The sequence below is a fragment of the Bradyrhizobium sp. Ec3.3 genome (assembly GCF_000472925.1).
In the GTDB taxonomy this organism is placed as follows: domain Bacteria; phylum Pseudomonadota; class Alphaproteobacteria; order Rhizobiales; family Xanthobacteraceae; genus Bradyrhizobium.
This window is the reverse complement of record NZ_AXAS01000015.1, coordinates 1-18,332: the sequence shown is the minus strand read 5'-3', so window position 1 is coordinate 18,332 and position 18,332 is coordinate 1. Positions and strand designations below refer to the sequence as shown.

Annotated in this window: 16 protein-coding genes and 1 tRNA gene; 8 read left to right on the top strand and 9 right to left on the bottom strand. The window is 64.6% G+C overall.

All coding sequences use genetic code 11. The features are described from left to right. Positions 1 to 90: 90 nt before the first annotated feature. Positions 91 to 3,111: an autotransporter domain-containing protein gene (locus YUU_RS0116840; protein ID WP_198031772.1), complete on the bottom strand. Its 3,021-nt coding sequence runs from the start codon at positions 3,109 to 3,111 to the stop codon at positions 91 to 93. On the opposite strand from YUU_RS0116840, the gene YUU_RS60265 reads away from it, so the two are divergent. Both YUU_RS60265 and YUU_RS0116830 read left to right on the top strand, forming a co-directional pair. Then, on the top strand, positions 3,071 to 3,676 hold the full coding sequence (locus YUU_RS60265) for a hypothetical protein (protein WP_198031771.1): 606 nt from the start codon (positions 3,071 to 3,073) through the stop codon (positions 3,674 to 3,676). The two genes, YUU_RS0116840 and YUU_RS60265, sit on opposite strands and share 41 nt — an antisense overlap. Before the next feature lie 545 nt (positions 3,677 to 4,221). Beyond that, positions 4,222 to 5,097, top strand: coding sequence for a hypothetical protein (locus YUU_RS0116830; protein WP_027523435.1), 876 nt, complete (start codon positions 4,222 to 4,224; stop codon positions 5,095 to 5,097). Positions 5,098 to 5,570: 473 nt separating this feature from the next. On the opposite strand, the gene YUU_RS0116825 is transcribed toward YUU_RS0116830, so the two are convergent. After that, on the bottom strand, positions 5,571 to 6,389 hold the full coding sequence (locus YUU_RS0116825) for an outer membrane protein (RefSeq protein ID WP_156944350.1): 819 nt from the start codon (positions 6,387 to 6,389) through the stop codon (positions 5,571 to 5,573). 172 nt (positions 6,390 to 6,561) lie between these two features. Between YUU_RS0116825 and YUU_RS62700 the strand changes: the two genes are divergently transcribed. Next, positions 6,562 to 6,912: an addiction module antidote protein gene (locus YUU_RS62700; RefSeq protein WP_084801465.1), complete on the top strand. Its 351-nt coding sequence runs from the start codon at positions 6,562 to 6,564 to the stop codon at positions 6,910 to 6,912. Positions 6,913 to 7,239: 327 nt separating this feature from the next. Here the strand turns inward: YUU_RS62700 and YUU_RS58705 are convergent, their stop codons facing one another. From YUU_RS58705 to YUU_RS0116805, 5 genes are all read right to left on the bottom strand, one after another. Continuing rightward, positions 7,240 to 7,443 (bottom strand): hypothetical protein, encoded by a 204-nt coding sequence (locus tag YUU_RS58705; RefSeq protein ID WP_156944349.1) that lies wholly within the window; start codon positions 7,441 to 7,443, stop codon positions 7,240 to 7,242. Further along, positions 7,433 to 7,508, bottom strand: a tRNA-Thr gene (locus YUU_RS0116820). The genes YUU_RS58705 and YUU_RS0116820 overlap by 11 nt, the downstream gene beginning before the upstream one ends. A gap of 104 nt (positions 7,509 to 7,612) precedes the next feature. Then, positions 7,613 to 9,481, bottom strand: a complete 1,869-nt coding sequence (locus tag YUU_RS0116815; protein ID WP_027523433.1) for a heme biosynthesis HemY N-terminal domain-containing protein — start codon at positions 9,479 to 9,481, stop codon at positions 7,613 to 7,615. Between the two features lie 21 nt (positions 9,482 to 9,502). Beyond that, on the bottom strand, positions 9,503 to 10,741 hold the full coding sequence (locus YUU_RS0116810; RefSeq protein WP_027523432.1) for a COG4223 family protein: 1,239 nt from the start codon (positions 10,739 to 10,741) through the stop codon (positions 9,503 to 9,505). A gap of 73 nt (positions 10,742 to 10,814) precedes the next feature. Beyond that, positions 10,815 to 11,561 (bottom strand): uroporphyrinogen-III synthase, encoded by a 747-nt coding sequence (locus tag YUU_RS0116805; protein ID WP_027523431.1) that lies wholly within the window; start codon positions 11,559 to 11,561, stop codon positions 10,815 to 10,817. Positions 11,562 to 11,707: 146 nt separating this feature from the next. Here YUU_RS0116805 and tsaD point away from each other — a divergent pair, with 146 nt between their 5' ends. Genes tsaD through YUU_RS0116790 form a run of 3 tightly spaced genes read left to right on the top strand, consistent with a single transcriptional unit; the run spans position 11,708 to position 14,180 of the window. Next, positions 11,708 to 12,781 (top strand): tRNA (adenosine(37)-N6)-threonylcarbamoyltransferase complex transferase subunit TsaD, encoded by a 1,074-nt coding sequence (gene tsaD, locus YUU_RS0116800; RefSeq protein ID WP_027523430.1) that lies wholly within the window; start codon positions 11,708 to 11,710, stop codon positions 12,779 to 12,781. A 2-nt stretch (positions 12,782 to 12,783) separates the two neighbouring features. Beyond that, positions 12,784 to 13,764: an NAD(P)H-dependent glycerol-3-phosphate dehydrogenase gene (locus tag YUU_RS0116795; protein WP_027523429.1), complete on the top strand. Its 981-nt coding sequence runs from the start codon at positions 12,784 to 12,786 to the stop codon at positions 13,762 to 13,764. A 2-nt stretch (positions 13,765 to 13,766) separates the two neighbouring features. Beyond that, positions 13,767 to 14,180 (top strand): EVE domain-containing protein, encoded by a 414-nt coding sequence (locus YUU_RS0116790; protein ID WP_027523428.1) that lies wholly within the window; start codon positions 13,767 to 13,769, stop codon positions 14,178 to 14,180. A gap of 71 nt (positions 14,181 to 14,251) precedes the next feature. Here YUU_RS0116790 and YUU_RS0116785 read toward each other — a convergent pair whose 3' ends face one another. Beyond that, a complete protein-coding gene (locus YUU_RS0116785) occupies positions 14,252 to 15,334 on the bottom strand; it encodes an adenylate/guanylate cyclase domain-containing protein (protein ID WP_027523427.1) in 1,083 nt (360 codons plus the stop codon). 114 nt (positions 15,335 to 15,448) lie between these two features. Between YUU_RS0116785 and YUU_RS0116780 the strand changes: the two genes are divergently transcribed. Continuing rightward, complete coding sequence (locus YUU_RS0116780; protein WP_027523426.1) at positions 15,449 to 15,907, top strand: SRPBCC domain-containing protein; 459 nt, start codon at positions 15,449 to 15,451, stop codon at positions 15,905 to 15,907. Between the two features lie 6 nt (positions 15,908 to 15,913). Here YUU_RS0116780 and YUU_RS0116775 read toward each other — a convergent pair whose 3' ends face one another. Continuing rightward, on the bottom strand, positions 15,914 to 17,083 hold the full coding sequence (locus YUU_RS0116775; RefSeq protein ID WP_027523425.1) for a DNA topoisomerase IB: 1,170 nt from the start codon (positions 17,081 to 17,083) through the stop codon (positions 15,914 to 15,916). A gap of 392 nt (positions 17,084 to 17,475) precedes the next feature. Here YUU_RS0116775 and YUU_RS0116770 point away from each other — a divergent pair. Then, on the top strand, positions 17,476 to 18,332 hold an 857-nt coding region (locus YUU_RS0116770), incomplete at its 3' end, for an AMP-binding protein (protein WP_027523424.1).

Below are 18,332 nucleotides of genomic sequence, written 5' to 3'. Positions count from 1 at the left end.
AGTCGGCACGGCGTTACGTGACGTGGGTCACGCAAGCGGACGTCGCTGCATCATTGGCCGGAATCTTTGTTCAGGCGCCCCGGCCCCGATCTAATCTGCACTGAACGGCACCGATGCGCGTCCACGCACCGACCAGACGGTGAACTGATTGCTCCCGAGCCCCCCAAGCTCGCCATCGACCGAGAACCTCGGGCCGGCTCCCAGTGTCACGCCGACGCCGGTCGTGACGCGCGCCGACCAGCCTTGCAGGAACTGGGTCGGCTGCAACAGCGGCCCGACCGGCAGCGTCGCGTCGTCGCGGTTGAAGTAATAGTCGGCGTAGAGGCCGACATAAGGTGTCAGCTTGACCGTGGTCGTCCATAGCCACGGATACATGATTTTTGCGCCGGCGCTCGCGCGGCCTTCCGAGAAGGAGCGTGAGCTCTCCGTGACGCCGAAGTTGTCCGTGTAGGCGTCTTCGCGCTCCCACAAGGCATAGACCTTGAGCGAGGGCTCAATCTCGACGCCGTAGTGCGTCTTGTAGACGCCGATCAGCGACGCCGTCGCGAGCCAGCGTTGCCCCGGGAACGTCGCGAATGCGGTGCCGGCGACGCCGTTGTAGCTAATTCCCGAGCGCGCCAGGCTGGCGTCGAATCGCATGCCTGGCAGGAAGCGCCAGCCGAAATATCCGCCGGCCGTCCACCCGTCACCCTTCAATCGGCCGTCGAGCAGCTGCGAGGTGTAGTCGAAGTTCTCATAGCCGCCGAATGCGCCGATCAGAATATCGGTCGTGAGGCGATGCGATATTCCGAACAGCGCATTGATCTGTCCGCCGCGGATATCGCCGGTCTGCTGGCTGGTATTCCAGTCGCTGCCGCGTATGTCGGCCCAGGCCAGCCACAACGGTGGTGCGAGCACGACCGACGGCGTCCCCTTGGTCGGCGGGGGTTGGAGTTCGCAGCCGAACTTGAAGCGCAGGCCGCCGCCGCTCGCCTTGACCGGCACCTGCGGGCCCGCGCAATCGGTAAAGCCATCGGCAATCGCCTCATCGACCGCGCCGGAGACCGCGGCGCCCGAAGCATGGGCCTCGATCTTGGTGACGGTGAGTTGCAAATCGCGCAAGCGCCCGCTGTCCGCCGGCACGCTGATGGTGATGGAGGCACTCGCAGTGTTGCCTGTTCCGCCGTTCGTGGACGTGACCGGGTCGGTGACGTTGGTCAGCGACCCGACGGTCGTTCCCGTCACGTTGACCGAAAACGTGCAGGACGCAGCGGCCGGGAGCGTCGCACCCGTGAGGCTGACGTTGCCGCCGCCTGCGGTCGCCGTGATGGAGCCGCCGCCGCACGAGCCGGTCAGGCCGTTGGGGCTCGCAACCACGAGCCCGGCCGGGAATCTGTCGGTGAGCGCGACGCCGGTGAGCGCCGAGCTGGGGTTGGGATTGACGACGGTGAACGTTAGCGAAGTTATGCCGCCCGTCGAAATCGACGCGGCGCCGAATACTTTTTGGACACTCGGAGAGAGCGACGTATTGACCGTGAGCGTCGCGCTGGCGCTGTCTCCGGTCCCTCCGTTGGTCGAACTGATCGGTGAGCTCGCGTTGACCTTGATGCCGGCGGTCGTGCCGGTCACGTTGAGCGAGATCGTGCAGGATGAGGCGACCGCGAGGGTGGCGCCCGAGAGGTTGACGCTGCCGCCGCCGGCTGGCGCGGTGAGGGTGCCGCCGCAGGAGTTGGTCAGGCCGCTGGGGCTCGCAACCAGGAGCCCGGCGGGAAACGCGTCGGTGAACGCGACCCCCGTGAGCGCCGTCGAAGCATTGGGATTGCTGATCGTGAAGGTGAGCAACGACGTACCGCCGACTGCAATCGATGCTGGCGCGAAGCTCTTGGAAATTCCAGGAGGAGCCAGTGCGGTCACCTGGAGCGACGAACTGGCAGTGTTGCCGGTCCCTCCATTGCTCGAGGTGACGTTCGAGGTGGTGTTGACCTTGGTGCCGGTGGTGGTGCCGGTTACGATGAGCGAGAAGGTGCAGGCCCCGCCTCCCGTAATGTTTGCGCCCGCGAGCGCGATGCTCGTGCCTGTCGTCGTAAGCGTGCCGCCGCATTGTGCGATGCTGGCAGCCGGAACAGTGAGCCCGGCCGGCAGAGCATCGGTGAAGGCTACCCCGGACAGCACCAGCACAGGGTTGGGGTTGATGATCGTGAAGGTAAGCACCGATGTGCCGCCGAGCGGAATCAGTGAAGGCGCGAAGCTCTTGGCAATCGCAGGCGGAGAGGTCACGCCCACCGCGAGCGCCGCGCTGGCGTTGTCTCCGGTTCCTCCGTTGGTTGAGCTGACCGGTGATGTGCTGTTGACCTTGATGCCGGTGGTCGTGCCGGTCACGTTGAGCGAGATCGTGCAGGATGAGGCGGCCGCGAGGGTGGCGCCCGAGAGGTTGACGCTACTGCCGCCGGCAGGCGCGGTGAGGGTGCCGCCGCAGGCGTTGGTCAGGCCGCTGGGGGTCGCAACCAGGAGCCCGGCGGGAAACGCGTCGGTGAACGCGACGCCCGTGAGCGCCGTCGAAGCATTGGGATTGGTGATCGTGAAGGTGAGCGACGATGTGCCGTTGACGGCAATCGATGCCGGCGCGAAGCTTTTGGAAATTCCAGGAGGAGCCAGTGCGGTCACCTCGAGCGACGCGCTGGCGGTGTTGCCGGTCCCCCCATTGGTCGATGTGACCGCCGAGGAGTTGTTGACCTTGGTGCCGCTGGTGGTAGCGGTCACGGTGACCGAGAAGCTGCAGACCCCGCCTCCCGCAATGCTTGCGCCCGCGAGCGCGATGCTCGTCGCGGTCGTCGTAAGCGTGCCGCCGCATTGAGCGATGCTGGCAGCCGGAACAGTGAGCCCGGCGGGCAGAGTGTCGCTGAACGCGACGCCCGTGAGCGCTGCCGAAGCATTTGGATTGGTGATCGTGAAGGTGAGCACCGATGTGCCACCAAGCGGAATCGATGAAGGCGCGAAGCTCTTGGCGATTGCGGGGGGCGAAGGGGTCGGCGCCGCGTCAACGGTCAGGTGCGCCGTTGCATTGTTGCCGGGCCCCTGGTCCGAGGAGACCTTGACTGAGTTGTTCTTCTGGCCGGTGGCGGTGGCGGTCACGTTGACAGCGACGGTGCACGTCTGGTTCGACGCCAAAGAGACGTTCGCCAAGCTGATGCTGGTTGCACCGGCCGTGGCCGTCACATTGGAGGCATTGCAGGAGGCGTCGGAGCCGGTGACGGTCAGACCGGTGGGAGTGGCGACAACAAGTCCGCTGGGCAGAGCGTCTGTGAAGTTTACGCCGGTGTTTCCAAGAGTGGCGCCAGTGACGGTGAACGTCAGCGTCGTGCTGCTGCCAACCGTGATCTCCGATGCGCCGAACGACTTGTCGATCGTCGGCGTATTCTGCCCGCGCACCTGCGCAGACCCCGGGCTGGCGGACAGAAACGCGATCAGCACGCCCATGACTGCCGCCCACACCGTCGCGCGGCAGCGCAATCTCTGCGCTGCCGTCGCAGCAGCGTCCACGCGAGGCGGCTTCGAAAACCAACGGATCGCAAGCGCCGCGACGAGAGATCGCGCAATGGGGCACAACCCGCACTTCATCGCCGCCCTCAAGGACAGTTGTCACGCCGGCAAAGGCAATAACGAAAGGTCGGGACGCGTCAGTCGGTTCGGCCGCTAGAATGTTTCAATTGCGCGCGGACCACCGTGAACGGCGAAGCCGCGCCAAGTTCAAAGCTCAGATTGCAATCTACGAACACCACAATCCTCGGAGGAACGGCCACAAATGCGGCAAACGACCAAGGCGGTGCAAGTTTCACGATGACTGTTGCCACCGCGCGACGCAGCGGACAGCGACGCTGACCGAATCTGGAGGCTGGTCTGGACGTGTCTGGATGAGAAGGTGGTGCCGCAAGAGGGCATCACACTATAGGAATAAGCTATTGTTCAAACTAGCTAATTTCTGTGCGATTTTGGCTGAATGCCAGCATGAATGCCAACAATTTTCGTGGCCTCGGGCGAGCGACAGCGAAAAGTTTTCATTCGCGCTGCGGCAGCAACAGTGTGCGAATCAGCGTCTCAGAGTGGTGAGCATGGTGGTTCGCTGAGGGTACGGACCGGTGAATCGTGAGGTTCCCCCGCCCAAGTGAAATCAAGTTTTCCCCGCTTTTTGGACCTCGATAGCAGGGTACTGGTCGACAAGAAGATTAAGGGGGGTATCGCCCTATGCCGACCAAAGACAGTTTTGATCCGGACTATCCTTTGCCTCTCTTTCTCGCCGATGAACCTGAGCAGCAGGGTATCGGGAAAGCGTGGGAAAGAGCAGCTGTTATCTCGTCGCGAGTTCTTAAGGCGAGTATTTTGGTTGCAACGGCGACAGCGATCGGTATCGCGATTCTATCGGTGGGAAATCCAGTGACGCTGTTTGCGGACGTCACGGCTTCCATTGCGGACGTCACGGCTTCGCTGGTCGACAAATCGGCGCTTCAGCCTGGCACCGACCGGTCGATGTCAACAATTCAATCTACCGCCGATGCTCAGGCCTTGCCGCCGACCGCAAAGGACGCGCCGACCCGCGACGAAGTGGCTGCGGTCTCTGAACCCGCCGGTCAGAGTCAGCCTGGCACCGACCGATCGACGTCAACAATTCAATCTACCGCCGATGCTCAGGCCTTGCCGCCGACCGCAACGGACGCGCCGACCCGCGACGAAGCGGCTGCGGTCTCTGAACCCGCCGGTCAGAGGCAGACGGAAAATAGTGAGGTGCCATCTGAAACCCTGTTTAGGCAATTCCAAGCTTGGATGGCCGAGCAAGATGCGCAGGCACAGGTCGGGCCAGTACAGCCCGTTCAAGATGCGCCGGCACGGGTTGCGGAAAATGCCCGAGCACCGCTTCGGTCCATGCAAAGGCACCAACACGTCAGGCCCGTCCACCATGCCCGGGCAGAGATACAGCCCGTGCAAAATCCGCAAAAAAAGATCCGGCGGGAGCAAACTGCACGGGTACAGGTCCCACCCGCACAAGACGCCCGAGCACAGGACCAGTCTGCGCAAAATGCCCAGGCACCGTCGTTCCTACCAATCTTCGGTTGGCGCAATTAGACCAAGCAGGAAGTGCCTTTGCCCAGGCCTGCAGCACGGCGCGCTTAAGGCGATGGGCCAGAACCCAGACGGCAACCAGCGGCCTCCGCAGGGGCTCCTAAGGGCGTTGGTACTTCGGTGCCCCTGCCCCCAATATTTTCCGAAAGTGGACACCGCCCTGTGAAGTCCGGCACAGGCTTTGGCTTTAGCCCAAACTTTTTGAAGCCAGGGGTGGGGGCGCGCCTGGAAATGGTACCATGCCCCCAAGGGGGCCCCAAGGCTGGCCCTGATGTCGTTGACGATGGCCCCCCAGGTCCGCTGCGAATTCAGTCATACCGGGCGCCAGCATCTCATCCTTCTGGAAGGTGCGGTCGGTGCGGTAGTAGCTTGTAATGGATTCGTCGCTGTTGCCCGCAAGCTCAGTCGCGAAAAGCCTCAAATAAAAAAGCCCCGGCGCGATGCCGGGGCTTTCAGGACGTTCAAGTCGGGAGAGATCAGTACCTCGGAATGACCGGGCCGCCCCAGTTGAAGCGATAGACCAGCGAGGTCATGACGGTCTGAGTGATGAGCCTGTCACTGCTGAAGAAATTGGTGGACAGGCCAGTCGCGATAACATTCTCGAAGCGATCGGTCCGGTTATACTCGGAGACGCGATACTCGGTCTTCCAGGTGAGGTTCGGAATCCAACCGCTCTGATACTCGACACCGCCGCCAAGGAACCAACCCTGGACCGTGCGGCCCGGAATCACGGTACCAAGGAAGGTGTTGTTTATTGGGGTGAAGAAGTTACCAGTGCCAGTCAGATGGGCTTCAGTGTAGCCGCCGGAGAAGTAGGTGAGGGTGTTCGGATTCACGAGCCAGCCGATGCGGCCGCCTACAGCCCACTGAGAGTTCACCTTCTCCTGCGCGGAAAAGAAGGGGGAAACGATACTGGGGCGATCACCCCTCATGTCGGACCAATAGTAATCAGCCAGGACGCCGATCACGAACTGACCCGTGCCGAAGAACCCGCCTCCCCCGCCGAGCCCGAACTGATAGTCGCAGCCGCCGCCGCCGCCGGCCAGCCAGCCCTTCCCGGCCACGTTCACGTTCGCGCCAGCAACAAAGTCCGTACCGGTGACGGGGTCCCTGAAGCGGCTATTCGTTTCGTTGTCGTAGAGGCCGTAACCAACACTGCCGGCGATGTAGCAGCCGGTCCAGTTGGCAACCGGAGCAGGAGGCGGAGGCGGAGGCGCCTTGACGGCCATATCAGCAGCAAATGCCTGCCCCGTGAGCGCCGCTGTCGCGGCCAGTGCGAGCACCAATTTCCTCATGGTAATCCCCAATAGTTCGCGTCAAAGTTGATCACGGTGGAGGGCGTTCCGCACCGATTCCCAAATTTCAGTTCGGCAGCTATACGCATTTAGTGCGGCAACTATACGCATTTCTCGATATAAGGCTGTCGCTCGGAGGCCACAGTCACCCTTAATCAACGGGGGGCAGCCCATGTCGGATCGGAAAGCAGACGCCAAACTTTTCAGAGATAATCCGGAGGCAATCGCGGCCTATCTATCTGACGCATTTGAAGAAAATGACATCGATGTTATCTTGATGGCAATGAATCGGGTAATGCGGGCTCAGAACGTACAAGCTTTGGCACGGGAGTCCGGGCTGCGTCGCGACAAGCTTTACGTGACATTTAGCGGAGAGACAGAGCCTTTCCTTTACCGGGTCATGGCTCTCCTTAACGCCCTCGGCGTGGGCCTCACCGTAAAGGCGAGACCACCTCGCCCGATACCGCCTCGACCGAAACTGGGGCGTCCTCGAAAACGCTCCGCGGGCGCGCCGGTTGATTAGATTTGGCAACTTCGCAATCAGCTAAGACGGCCCATTCTTAAGCCGGTCCTCCACCCGACACTCCGGTGCGGGGCCGAATTTGGTAGCGACCGGGGCGGACTTCGATGAATGCACCCTCCTGCTGTAACCGCGGCGGCGGCCACCTTTAAGTCGAGCAGTTTGAAATTGGGTTGGTCAGGGCATAGGCGCAGGGGCCCGGCTGGCAATATGGGACCCGCAGATTTCTCGTCGTATCCCATTGACGAAATCACATGATGACTATTGGCGCGCCTTCACGGCAGGCAGGCACGCGAGGCAAAAAGTCCGTAGCTCAGTGCTTGGGTATTTTCAAAATGTTGGCATTGAAAATGTTGGCATTGAGAGAATCGCCAACGTACCGATGCCAACAAAACTGCCAACGGTTGTTCCGGCTGTCAAAGAACGCCGACGCACTGCCAAGAACAGGATTATCAAAAATAGTAATCGTTTCAGCGCTTTAAGCGCTAAAAACGACAGGCGGCGAACGCTGGTGAAGGAGAAGTGGTGCCGCAAGAGGGACTCGAACCCCCGACCCCGTCATTACGAATGACGTGCTCTACCAACTGAGCTATTGCGGCGGACCCTTGACGGCCCTTGGGGGCCTATCGGCCCCCGGACGCGCGCGCTCCTGATATCGGGCATGGCCCGAATTGGCAAGGACAAGCCGGGCCCAACTTGCCGATCAGCGTCCCCAGCGGGACCAGAAACCCCGCCAGCCGCCGGCCTGGGCCTTCGGCGTGCCGATTTGTTCCGTAAATTCATCGCTCGGCCCCTCGTCATCGATTCCGGGGTCATCTGGCGCACGGATGATCGGGATAACGGCAGGAATTGGCGAAAACGCCGGCTTGCCGAGGTCGGTACGGGCGCGGAACACGGGCGTAGCCGCAATGGGGGCCGATTCGGCGGGCTCGGGCGCCGGTTTGGCCAGCTCATTGGCCGCCGTGACCGGCTTAGGCGCTTCGGACACCTTCATGTCGATTGTCTTGGCGTCGTTCTTGGCTTCGTTCTTGGCTTCCGGCGTCCTGACCTCCGAAGGCTTGACCTCCGAAGGCTTGGTCTCGGCAGGCTTGGTTTCCAAAGACTTGGTTTCCAAAGGCTTGGCTTCCAAAGGTTTGGGCGCGGGCGGCAGATTGTCCTGCGCGGCCGGCGCAGGCGCTGGCTGGACCGGTTCCAGCGCCTCGCTGCTGACGATGATCCGCTTCGGCGGCGGGGCAGCCAGCATGGCCTCCTCGAACGGGGAGGCCTCGATCGTCGTGCCCTTGTCCGAGGGCAGGCTCGCAACGGGCGCCTGCCATTGGAAGGCGTCGAGCCGGCCGGTGACCGGCGAAACCGGACGCCAGCGGTTGCTGACATAGCCATCGGCCGTCCAGGCCGGGTCGTGACGGGCGCGCACGGCGCGCAAGGTCCAGGCCCGCGCACGGCCGCTGTCGCCATGCTCGGCGCGCTCGATCTCCGCCATCAGGAGCGCAACCCGCTGGGTCGGATCGTTGATGAGCGGCGCCAGCGCCTCGCGGGCGCGGACGAATTCGGATGCGTCGATCGCGGCGCGCGCGAGCGCGAGCTGGCCCTCGACATGACCGGGCGTCTTGGCCGCCAGCGTCTCGATCCGCTGCAAGCGCTGGCGCGCGGAATCGCCGAGCTTCACATGCGCATAGGCATCGGCGAGATCGGGATGCGGATGCGAAAGCCAGGCGGCTTCCACGAGCTTCATGGCGCGGCGCACCTGATGCGCCTCGCTCTCGAATTTCGCTGCGAGCGCGGCGGCCGGCACCAGGGTCGGCGCGAGCTTCACCGCCTCCATCACGCTCTCGCGCGCGACGTCGCGGTCCATGGTCTCGAGCTCCAGCGCGCGCGCCGTGAGCAGCACGCCGCGCTGCCGTCGCCATGCCTTCTTGTCGATCAGGCCGGCCGAGAGATTTGAATCGAGGATCGCGAGCGCGCCGCTCCAGTCGCTGCGCGCGCAGCGGAAACCGAGCACCGCCTGCGAGGCCCAGGTCGAGGACGGCGACAGCTTGATGGCCTCCTCGGCGATCATCACCGCGGAAACTGCATCATCGGCGCGCTGTGCCTCGATGAAAAGGCCGCGCAGGCCGAGGAGCCGCGTATCGGGACGCTCGGCCATGGCGCGGAAGGCACGCTGCGCCTCGTCGCGATTGCCGTCGAGCTGCGCCGACTGCGCGTGCAGGAGCAGCGCCAGCGGATCGTCCGGCGCATGCCGCCGCGCCGCATCCGCGTGGCGGCGCGCGAGCGCGGTGTCGCCGTGGCCGATCGCCAGCAGGCCATGGGTGATGGCGTGGCGGCCGCGCGCATGGCGCTTCTCGTGACGACGGCGACGCATCCGCGCCGGCGTTCGCCAGATCCCGCTCAAAATGCTCCAGGCGAATATTGCCGCCACCGCAACAAGGCCGAGCCCGAACGCGAACACCGGCACTGTCGTCGTGGCGCGTAAGTTGCCCCAGGTCAGGATGATATCGCCGGTCTGATCGGCAACCCAGGCCCCGCCGGCCGCGGCAAGTGCGATGAGGATGAGGAACGATACGACGCGAAGCATGGTGATCCCTTCAGGCGCAGTCTATTGCGCGGGTTTGGCGAGATCCGCCATGGCATCGTCGGCGAATTTGCGGGACGCCGCGAGCGCGGCATCGCGCGCATCAGTCTTGTCGAGCCAGGCCTTTGCGGCTTCGCGATCGGCTTCCGGCAAGGTCTTCAGCTCACGCCGCGCCGTATCGAAATCGTTGCGCAGCGCTGCCGCGGTCACCCGCGCGACGATCGCGCCGCGATCATTCCCGACGCCGTCGGTGCGCTCGATGCGGACCAGCTTTGATGCCCCCGCCTGAAGGCGATCGACGATGCCGCCGCTGCTGGCCGGCGCTTCCGCCGGTGGCGACAACTTTGGCACGATGTTGAGGAGCTCGCGGCTCAGCAGCACGGGAGACGGAATGCCGACGGATGCGAACGTCTCGAGCGGCTTCATCGCCTGCGGATCAGGCGCGAAGGATTTCGCTGCCGCAAGCTGCGCTGCATAGCCATCGCCGTGACGGACTGCGACGTCGAGCAGTGCCGCCGCAACGACGCGACGCAGCGCCTTGTCGTCGGTGGACTTTGCATCGGCGATCTTCTCGCCCTGCTGTGCGCGCTCGGCACGCTCGGCCTTGATGGTGCGCTCGAGCTGCGCGATGCGATCGGTGATATCAGACAGATCCGGCGCGGCAGCCGCGTCGCGCGGCGCGGACTTCACGTCGTTCAGTGCACTGCCGAGCTTGTCCGATTGCGTGCGCAGGCTCGCGATGTCGCTGCGCAAGGCGGTGACCGATTTGTCCAGCGCGTCAAGCCGCGCCGCTGCGGCCGGGTCTGCGGCAGGTGCCACTGATTTGTTGACCTTGGTCTCGACAGTGGCGAGGCGCCCGCTCAATGCATCGACCGTCGCGGTCGCGACCTGCGGCGCCGCCGATGGCGCCTGCACCTGGGGCCAGCCCAACATCCAGCCGACCGCGATCACCAGCGCGGCTGCAACCGCGCCCGACAGCGGCGCGATGACCCAGGGGGACACCGGCTTGGACGTCGCAGGCACCGCGGCCTGGGCCTCGGCGCGTTCCGGCTCGCCTTCTGGCTTGGCGGCTTCGGGCTCGGCTGCCTCGGCCGCGACCGATTCGGCTTTGGCTGCATCGGCCTCGGCCGGCTCCGGCTCATCGGCCGGCTGCTGCGGCTGGGTGGATACCTCGGTCGCCTCGAGATCGATGGTGGGCGGAGTGCGCTTGGCACGACCGGACTCGGGGGCCAATCCTGCGTCTTCAGGCTTGTCTTCGGCCATCGTGACGTTTCCTCACACTTGCAAGCAACGTACTCGGACCGGACCCCAAAGTTGAAGGATTCGGCCCGTTCTCTTACGCCAAACGGGTGCGCAAAGCACGCGCCAAGGTCTCAAATAAGGCATTCTCGTCCGGCGCGGCCGCGACCGCAACCTGCGTCGCGCCGGCCTCGCGGAGCACGCCGGCGATGCTCTCCGACAGGCAGCACTGCGGAATCGACAGCGCGGAGATCTCGACGCCCTCGTCGCGCGCCGCATCCAGGAAGGCGCGCGCGCTGCGCCGCGAATAATGCAGGACGGCCCGGATGCCATGGGCGACAAAACCTTCGCAGACCTCGCGCGGCAGATGCTTGACCGGCACCATGCGATAGATGGTTTGCGCGACCACGTTGAATCCTTCCGCACCCAGCTCGGCCGAGAGATCGCGCGACAGATCCGCGCCCGCGAGATAAAGCAGCGTGCTCTTTTTCTTCACGACCTTGTCGCGCGCGCCTTGCAGCACCTTGTCTCGAAGGGCCGCCCCGTCCCCGCCGGCGACGATCACCTTTTCAAAGCCGGCCTCGCGGGCAGCTGCGGCCGTGTGCTCGCCGACCGCGAACAGCGGCAGCTTCGATAGACAAAGCTCCGGCAATTGCGGCGCGATGGCGCGGATTGCATTGGCGGACGTGACGATGATGCCGCTATAGCTTGCCTCGCTTTCGTCGTGAAACGCGACCGGCTCGAACTTGAGCGCCGGCGCGAGCAGCACCACATGACCCTGAGCACGCAGGCTTGCCGCGGTGGCCTCATTGTCGGGATGCGGCCGTGTGACAAGAATGGCCATGATCTCTATTCTCCGGCGCACCGCGACCTGGTGTTCCGGAAGTTGCAAGGCGCGATTGCCTTTGGCGACCCCGGAATGCTACCGGACGTACCAGAACTCTGCTTTGCGGAAGAGCGCAAGGGCGCAAATTGGATAACAATTCGCCAATGCTGGTATTGGGCATCGAAACCACCTGCGACGAAACCGCCGCAGCCGTGATCGCGCGCACAGGTGATGGCGACGGCAAGATTCTCTCCAACATCGTGCGCTCGCAGGTCGAGGAACACGCCCGCTTCGGCGGCGTGGTGCCGGAGATCGCCGCGCGCGCCCATGTCGATCTGCTCGACGGTATTATTGACCGCGCCATGACAGAAGCCGGCATTGGCTTCGCCGAATTGTCGGGGGTCGCCGCCGCGGCCGGTCCGGGACTGATCGGCGGCGTCATCGTCGGACTGACCACGGCAAAGGCGATCGCGATGGTGCACGACACCCCGCTCGTCGCGGTGAACCATCTCGAGGCGCATGCGCTGACGCCGCGACTGACCGATCACCTCGAATTCCCCTATTGCCTGTTCCTGGCTTCGGGCGGCCACACCCAGATCGTCGCCGTGGTCGGCGTCGGACAATATATTCGGCTCGGCACCACCGTCGATGATGCGATCGGCGAAGCCTTCGACAAGGTCGCCAAGATGCTCGGGCTGCCTTATCCCGGCGGTCCGCAGGTCGAGCGCGCCGCGGCAGACGGCGATGCGGCGCGATTTGCGTTTCCGCGGCCGATGCAGGGACGCCCGGACGCTAATTTTTCGCTGTCGGGACTAAAGACGGCGGTGCGCAACGAAGCGAGCCGGATCATTCCGCTCGAGCCACAGGACATCAGCGATCTCTGCGCGAGTTTTCAGGCCGCGGTGCTGGATTCGACCGCAGACCGCCTGAGCATGGGCTTAAAGCTGTTCCGCGAGCAGTTCGGTCCGCCGCAGGCACTCGTCGCGGCCGGCGGCGTCGCCGCCAATCAGGCGATTCGCGGCGCATTGCAGGACGTTGCTGAAGCGGCCGGGACGCGGCTGATCATGCCGCCGCCCGCGCTCTGCACCGACAACGGCGCGATGATCGCCTGGGCTGGCGCGGAGCGTCTCGCGCTCGGCCTCACCGACACGATGGATGCCCAGCCCCGCGCGCGCTGGCTGCTCGATGCCAACGCGACGGCGCCCAAAGGCTACGCCAACACGCGCGCAGGATTTTAACGATGACATCCCTCCAGTCCGTTGCGGTGATCGGCGCGGGCGCCTGGGGAACGGCGCTGGCGACGGTCGCTGCACGGGCGGGAAGAACGGTGACGCTGTGCGCTCGTAATTCCGAGCACGCAGGCCGGATTGCATCGTCGCGCGAAAATCCGCGGCTTCCTGGCGTGAAATTGGCTCCCGACATCGTGGTGACGAGCGAGCTGGCGCTCGCGGCGCGCGCAGACATGCTGCTGATCGTGACGCCCGCGCAGCATCTGCGCGGCGCGGTCAACACGCTGGCGCCGCATCTGACCAAGCCAACTCCGGTCGTCGCCTGCGCCAAGGGCATCGAGCACGGCACCCATAAATTCATGACCGACGTGATCGCGGAAGCCGCGCCGCTCGCGCTGCCTGCGATTCTGTCGGGACCGAGCTTCGCCGACGACGTCGCGCGCGGCTTGCCGACGGCGGTGACGCTGGCCGCGACAGACGATCAGCTCGCAAGCGCACTGGTGCAGGCGCTGGGCTCGCCGACATTCCGCCCCTATCACTCGACCGATGTGCGCGGCGTCGAGATCGGCGGCGCCGCCAAGAACGTGCTGGCGATCGCGGTCGGCATCGCGGTCGGGCGCAGGCTCGGCGCTTCCGCGCAGGCCGCATTGACCACGCGCGGCTTTGCCGAACTCGCCCGCTTCGGCCGTGCGCTCGGCGCGCGTAGCGAGACGCTTGCAGGCCTGTCCGGCCTCGGCGACCTGATCCTGAGCTGTTCAAGCCCGCAGTCGCGCAATTTCGCGCTCGGGCTCGCACTCGGGCGCGGCGAGACGCCGCCGGCCGGCAAGCTCGCCGAAGGCGAGTTCACCGCACCCGTGCTGATCGAACTCGCGTCTTCGCAAAACATCGAGATGCCGGTATCAGAAGCGGTGGCGGCGATCCTGAGCGGCAAGAGCACGATCGACGCCGCGATCTCAGGGCTTTTGACGCGCCCCTTCAAGGCAGAGGAATGAACATGGCGTACTGGCTGGTGAAATCCGAACCGTCCGTCTGGTCCTGGGACCAGCAGGTCGCCAAGGGCGCCAAGGGCGAGGCCTGGACCGGCGTGCGCAACTTCACCGCGCGGCAGAATCTCGTGAACATGAAGAAGGGCGACAAGGCGTTCTTCTATCATTCCAACGAGGGCAAGGAGATCGTCGGCATCGCTGAAGTCATCAAGGAGGCCTATCCCGATCCGACCGACAAGACCGGCAAGTTCGTCTGCGTCGACATCAAGGCCGACAAGCCATTGAAGACGCCGGTGACGATGGCCGCGGTCAAGGCCGACAAGAAGCTCGCCGACATGGCGCTGGTGAAATATTCGCGCCTCTCGGTGCAGGCGGTGACCGCGGACGAATGGAAACTCGTCTGCAAGATGGGCGGGTTGTAGTTGCTGCCGTAGCTCGAGTTGCAGGGTGGGCAAAGCGAAGCGTGCCCGCCTCTCCTTTCGCCTTACGGCAATCAACTTTCCGGCAGCGCGAACACTTCGCATGGCGCGGCGATGCCGCGCAGCCGATGCATCCCGAGCGAAAGCAATGGCGTGTCGGTCTCGGCGGCCAGCGCACCCGACACCAGAACCGTCTTGCCGAGCGGCTTGCACAATCCCTCGAGCCGGCTCACCAGGTTCACGGCCGAACCGATCGCGGTGAAATCCAGCCGATTGGCGGCGCCGATATTGCCCCACAGCATCTCGCCGAGATGAAGCGCGGCGCCGAACGACAGCGACGGCAATCCCTGACGGCGCCGTTCGTCATCCAGATGAACCATGCCGGCGCGTGCCGCGGTCGCCGCGCGCAAGGCGGCGTCGCAGGCACGACACGGCGAACCATCAACCACTGGGAAGATCGCCAGCACGCCATCGCCGATGAATTTCAGCACCTCGCCGCCAAAGGCGTGCACCGCGCCCGCGATGCGATCGAACCAGGCATCGAGCGCCGAGATGACCGCGGCCGGCGGATTGGCTTCGGACAGCGCCGTGAAGTCGCGCAGATCCGCATAGAGCAGTGCAGCCTGGATGGTTTCACCGAGATCGCGGCGCAGCGGCGCGGCCAGCACGCGCTCGGCGCTGCGCCGGCCGAGATAGGCTTCGAGCGCGGCCGCCAGCGTGGCCCGTACGGCGAGCACGGCGAGCGGCGCGGCAGCAAAGCGCGCGGCTTGCTGGAGATCGTCGATCTCGCGCGGCGTGAACGGGCGCGGCCCGATCCAGCCGAGCAACGGCCCTTCCTGGCGCCGTCCGATCACGTCTTCGTGGACGATGCCGGCAGCGAGTCCGCTCAGCCAGCGTCGGCCGGCATCGTTGCGTGGTGCAAGTGCGGCAGCCCCCGGTGCAAAGCCGAGGGCTTCGACGACCTCGCCGCTCTCGGCGCGCCACAGCCAGGTTCGCTGTGCGATCAAGGGATGCGGGACGTCCAGGGTCAGGCTGCCCGCGATGAGCGGCAATCCATCCGCAACCAGATGCGCGCCGAGATTCGCGAGCAACCGGTCGGCGCCCGTGGTCTCGGCGGCGGCATCGACGAGCCAGGCGAGCGTCGAGGATAACTGCATGACGCGATCATGCGGTCTGCGCGCCATTTTTGTCACGGCCTATCGTCGATGGCGGGCCTTGAAGAGGCGCTGTAGTGGCGCCATCTGCCTAGTTCAACCTGGGAACCGACGCCGATGACTGAGCCATTCATAGTCCGCCGCGAGACCCATATCCCGGCCCCGCGCGCCACTGTCTTCGCTTATCTCGCCGACCCCGACAAAATCGTGAACTGGATGGGCTCGGAGGCAACGTTCGAGACGCAGCCTGGCGGGCTTTACCTGCTCAAGGGTATTGGTCAGCGCGGCGGCGTCGCCCGCGGCGCGTTTCGCGAGGTCGTGCCGGTGCACCGGCTCGCCTACACGTTCGGTTGGGAGGGCGGCCAGGAAGTGCCGCCCGGCTCGAGCCTGATCGAAATCGATCTGATCGAACGCGATGGCGGCACGCTGTTGCGCATGACGCACAGCGGCCTGCCGACCGCAGAACAATGCGAAGCCCACAGCAAGGGCTGGGCCCATTATCTGGGCCGGTTGAGCCTCGTGGCCGGGGGCCGTGATCCCGGACCCGATGTGATGAAGCCTCAGGGCAAGATGTAGCGGGCCTTACACCGCGGCCGTCGCCACCACCTGCGCCAGAAGCTGCTCGCGCCTGGCCTGCGAGCGTTGCCCCTTCATCGTCGCAGCAAAACGCTCGAGGATGCCGTCTTCGAACGCGGTGACGATGGTGTCGTGGACGTAGCTCCTGCGGCAGATCGCCGGCGTGTTGGAGAGCTTGTCGGCAGCGGCGCGGATCGCGTCCAGCACCTGTCGCTTGCGGCCGCGCTGGCTGGTCGCCGGCGTGATCCGCGACAGCGATTCCACGACGACGGCCGAGGCCATCAGCGTGCGAAAATCCTTCAGCGAAATTTTGATGCCGGCGATCTCGCGCAGGAACGCGTTTACCTGTGTGGTGTTCACCGAACGCACCGTGCCGGAGGCATCGCGATACTGGAACATGCGCTTGCCTGGAACACCCTGCAGAATGCCAATGGCGCGAACCAGCTTGGCCGCATCGCATTCCTTCCGCACCGCCTTGCCGCCCTTGGCCTTGAAGGTCAGCACGAAGCAGTCGTCTTCCAGCGTGACGTTGGACTTCAGCAGCGTGGTGGCGCCGCGGGTGCCGTTGAGGCGGGCGTAGGATTCATTGCCGGGACGGATCGCGGTACGGGCGATCAGCTCGATCACCGCCGAGAGCGCGAACTCGCGCGTCGGCTCCTCGCCCGACAGGAACGCCGAGACCTTGCGCCGGATCTTCGGCAGCGCGCCGACGAGCTTTTCCAGGCGATGCGCCTTGCGCTGCTCGCGGACCTTTTCCCAGTCGGCGTGATAGCGATATTGCAACCGCCCGGCGGCATCGCGACCCACCGCCTGGAGATGCGAGCTCGGATCGGCCGAGTAGCGCACCTCGCGATAGGCCGGCGGCACCGCCATGGCGTGCAGCCGGCGGATGGTGCGGGCGTCGCGGATATGGGCGCCGTTGGGACGGACGAAGGAATAGCCCTTGCCGCGCTTGATGCGGCGGATGGTCAGCTCGTTCTGGTCGCCAAGCCGCAGGCCCAATTCCCGAGCCAGCGCCTCGACCGAGGTCGCGGGGGCCGTATCGTAGGTCTTTTTCGGGGTGGGACGCCTGAAACCGGTCGGTTTGGGCCATTGTCCGAGTGCTTTGGCGAGCGCAATAGCGGCGGGATCGGCTGAAGCGGGCCGCATCGTCCCGAAATTCTGCTGATCCATCATAGTGTTACGCCTTAGCTCCGCCTGTTGTCGGACAATGCTGTTGTTTTGATTTTTGTTCCGTTGGGTCTCGCTGGACCCCCGGTCAGGCCATTTAGGAGGTTCCGAACGGCATTGCGAGTCCCGAATCAGTGACGAACGGTTGCCAGATACCTCTTTCCGGTGCATGGAGGGTCTGCGTTGCCGCTTCCGCAAGGTTCGGTAAAGAGCGGAATAGCCCTCGCGCCGGTTGTTTTCAGACTTGCGACAGGCACCCTCACTGACCTTGATCTTTCGCATGGCCGGATGCCCGCCGAAGGTCCAGCTTGTCCTCCTTGTCGGGCGCCGTTAGCCCGACGCATAATCATTCAAATGATGTAGGCGTGGCGTTGAGCTTGCCGCTTGTGGAGGAAAACATGTCCGAGAAGATCTACGACGTGCCGGCAGAGTGGGCGAAGCGCGCCTGGGTCGACCAGGCCAAGTACAAGGACATGTACGCCCGCTCGATCTCGGACCCGAACGGCTTTTGGGCCGAGCAGGCCAAGCGCGTCGACTGGATGAAGGCGCCGACCAGAATCGAGAACGTCTCGTTCGCACCCGGCAACGTCTCCATCAAATGGTTCGAGGACGGCGTCCTCAACGTCGCCTGGAACTGCATCGACCGGCACCTCGCCAAGCGCGCCAACCAGACCGCGATCATCTGGGAGGGCGACGATCCCTCGCAGTCGAAGCACATCACCTACAAGGAGCTGCACGACGAGGTCTGCCGGATGGCCAACATCCTGCGCACCCGCAATGTCAAGAAAGGCGACCGCGTCACCATCTACCTGCCGATGATCCCCGAGGCCGCCTACGCGATGCTGGCCTGCGCGCGGATCGGCGCGATCCACTCGGTGGTGTTCGCCGGCTTCTCGCCCGACAGCCTCGCCCAGCGCATCAGCGACTGCAAATCCAAGGTGATCATCACCGCCGATGAAGGCCTGCGCGGCGGCAGGAAGGTGCCGCTGAAGGCCAATGTCGATGCGGCGCTCGCCAAGACCGAAGGCGTCGACTGGGTCGTCGTCGTCAAGCGCACCGGCGGCAAGGTCGACATGTCCCCGTCGCGTGACCTCTGGTACCACGACGCGGCCAAGATGGTGACGACGGACTGCCCGGCCGAGCACATGCATGCCGAGGATCCGCTGTTCATCCTCTACACCTCGGGCTCGACCGGCACGCCGAAGGGCGTGCTGCATACCTCGGGCGGCTATCTCGTCTATGCCGCGATGACGCA

Excerpts from the sequence above, each read along its gene's own strand:
- YUU_RS0116830 (WP_027523435.1), top strand. The coding sequence starts at position 4,222 with ATGCCGACCAAAGACAGTTTTGATCCGGACTATCCTTTGCCTCTCTTT.
- YUU_RS0116825 (WP_156944350.1), bottom strand. The coding sequence starts at position 6,389 with ATGAGGAAATTGGTGCTCGCACTGGCCGCGACAGCGGCGCTCACGGGG.
- YUU_RS62700 (WP_084801465.1), top strand. The coding sequence starts at position 6,562 with ATGTCGGATCGGAAAGCAGACGCCAAACTTTTCAGAGATAATCCGGAG.
- YUU_RS0116815 (WP_027523433.1), bottom strand. The coding sequence starts at position 9,481 with ATGCTTCGCGTCGTATCGTTCCTCATCCTCATCGCACTTGCCGCGGCC.
- YUU_RS0116810 (WP_027523432.1), bottom strand. The coding sequence starts at position 10,741 with ATGGCCGAAGACAAGCCTGAAGACGCAGGATTGGCCCCCGAGTCCGGT.
- YUU_RS0116805 (WP_027523431.1), bottom strand. The coding sequence starts at position 11,561 with ATGGCCATTCTTGTCACACGGCCGCATCCCGACAATGAGGCCACCGCG.
- tsaD (WP_027523430.1), top strand. The coding sequence starts at position 11,708 with ATGCTGGTATTGGGCATCGAAACCACCTGCGACGAAACCGCCGCAGCC.
- YUU_RS0116795 (WP_027523429.1), top strand. The coding sequence starts at position 12,784 with ATGACATCCCTCCAGTCCGTTGCGGTGATCGGCGCGGGCGCCTGGGGA.
- YUU_RS0116790 (WP_027523428.1), top strand. The coding sequence starts at position 13,767 with ATGGCGTACTGGCTGGTGAAATCCGAACCGTCCGTCTGGTCCTGGGAC.
- YUU_RS0116785 (WP_027523427.1), bottom strand. The coding sequence starts at position 15,334 with ATGCAGTTATCCTCGACGCTCGCCTGGCTCGTCGATGCCGCCGCCGAG.
- YUU_RS0116780 (WP_027523426.1), top strand. The coding sequence starts at position 15,449 with ATGACTGAGCCATTCATAGTCCGCCGCGAGACCCATATCCCGGCCCCG.
- YUU_RS0116775 (WP_027523425.1), bottom strand. The coding sequence starts at position 17,083 with ATGATGGATCAGCAGAATTTCGGGACGATGCGGCCCGCTTCAGCCGAT.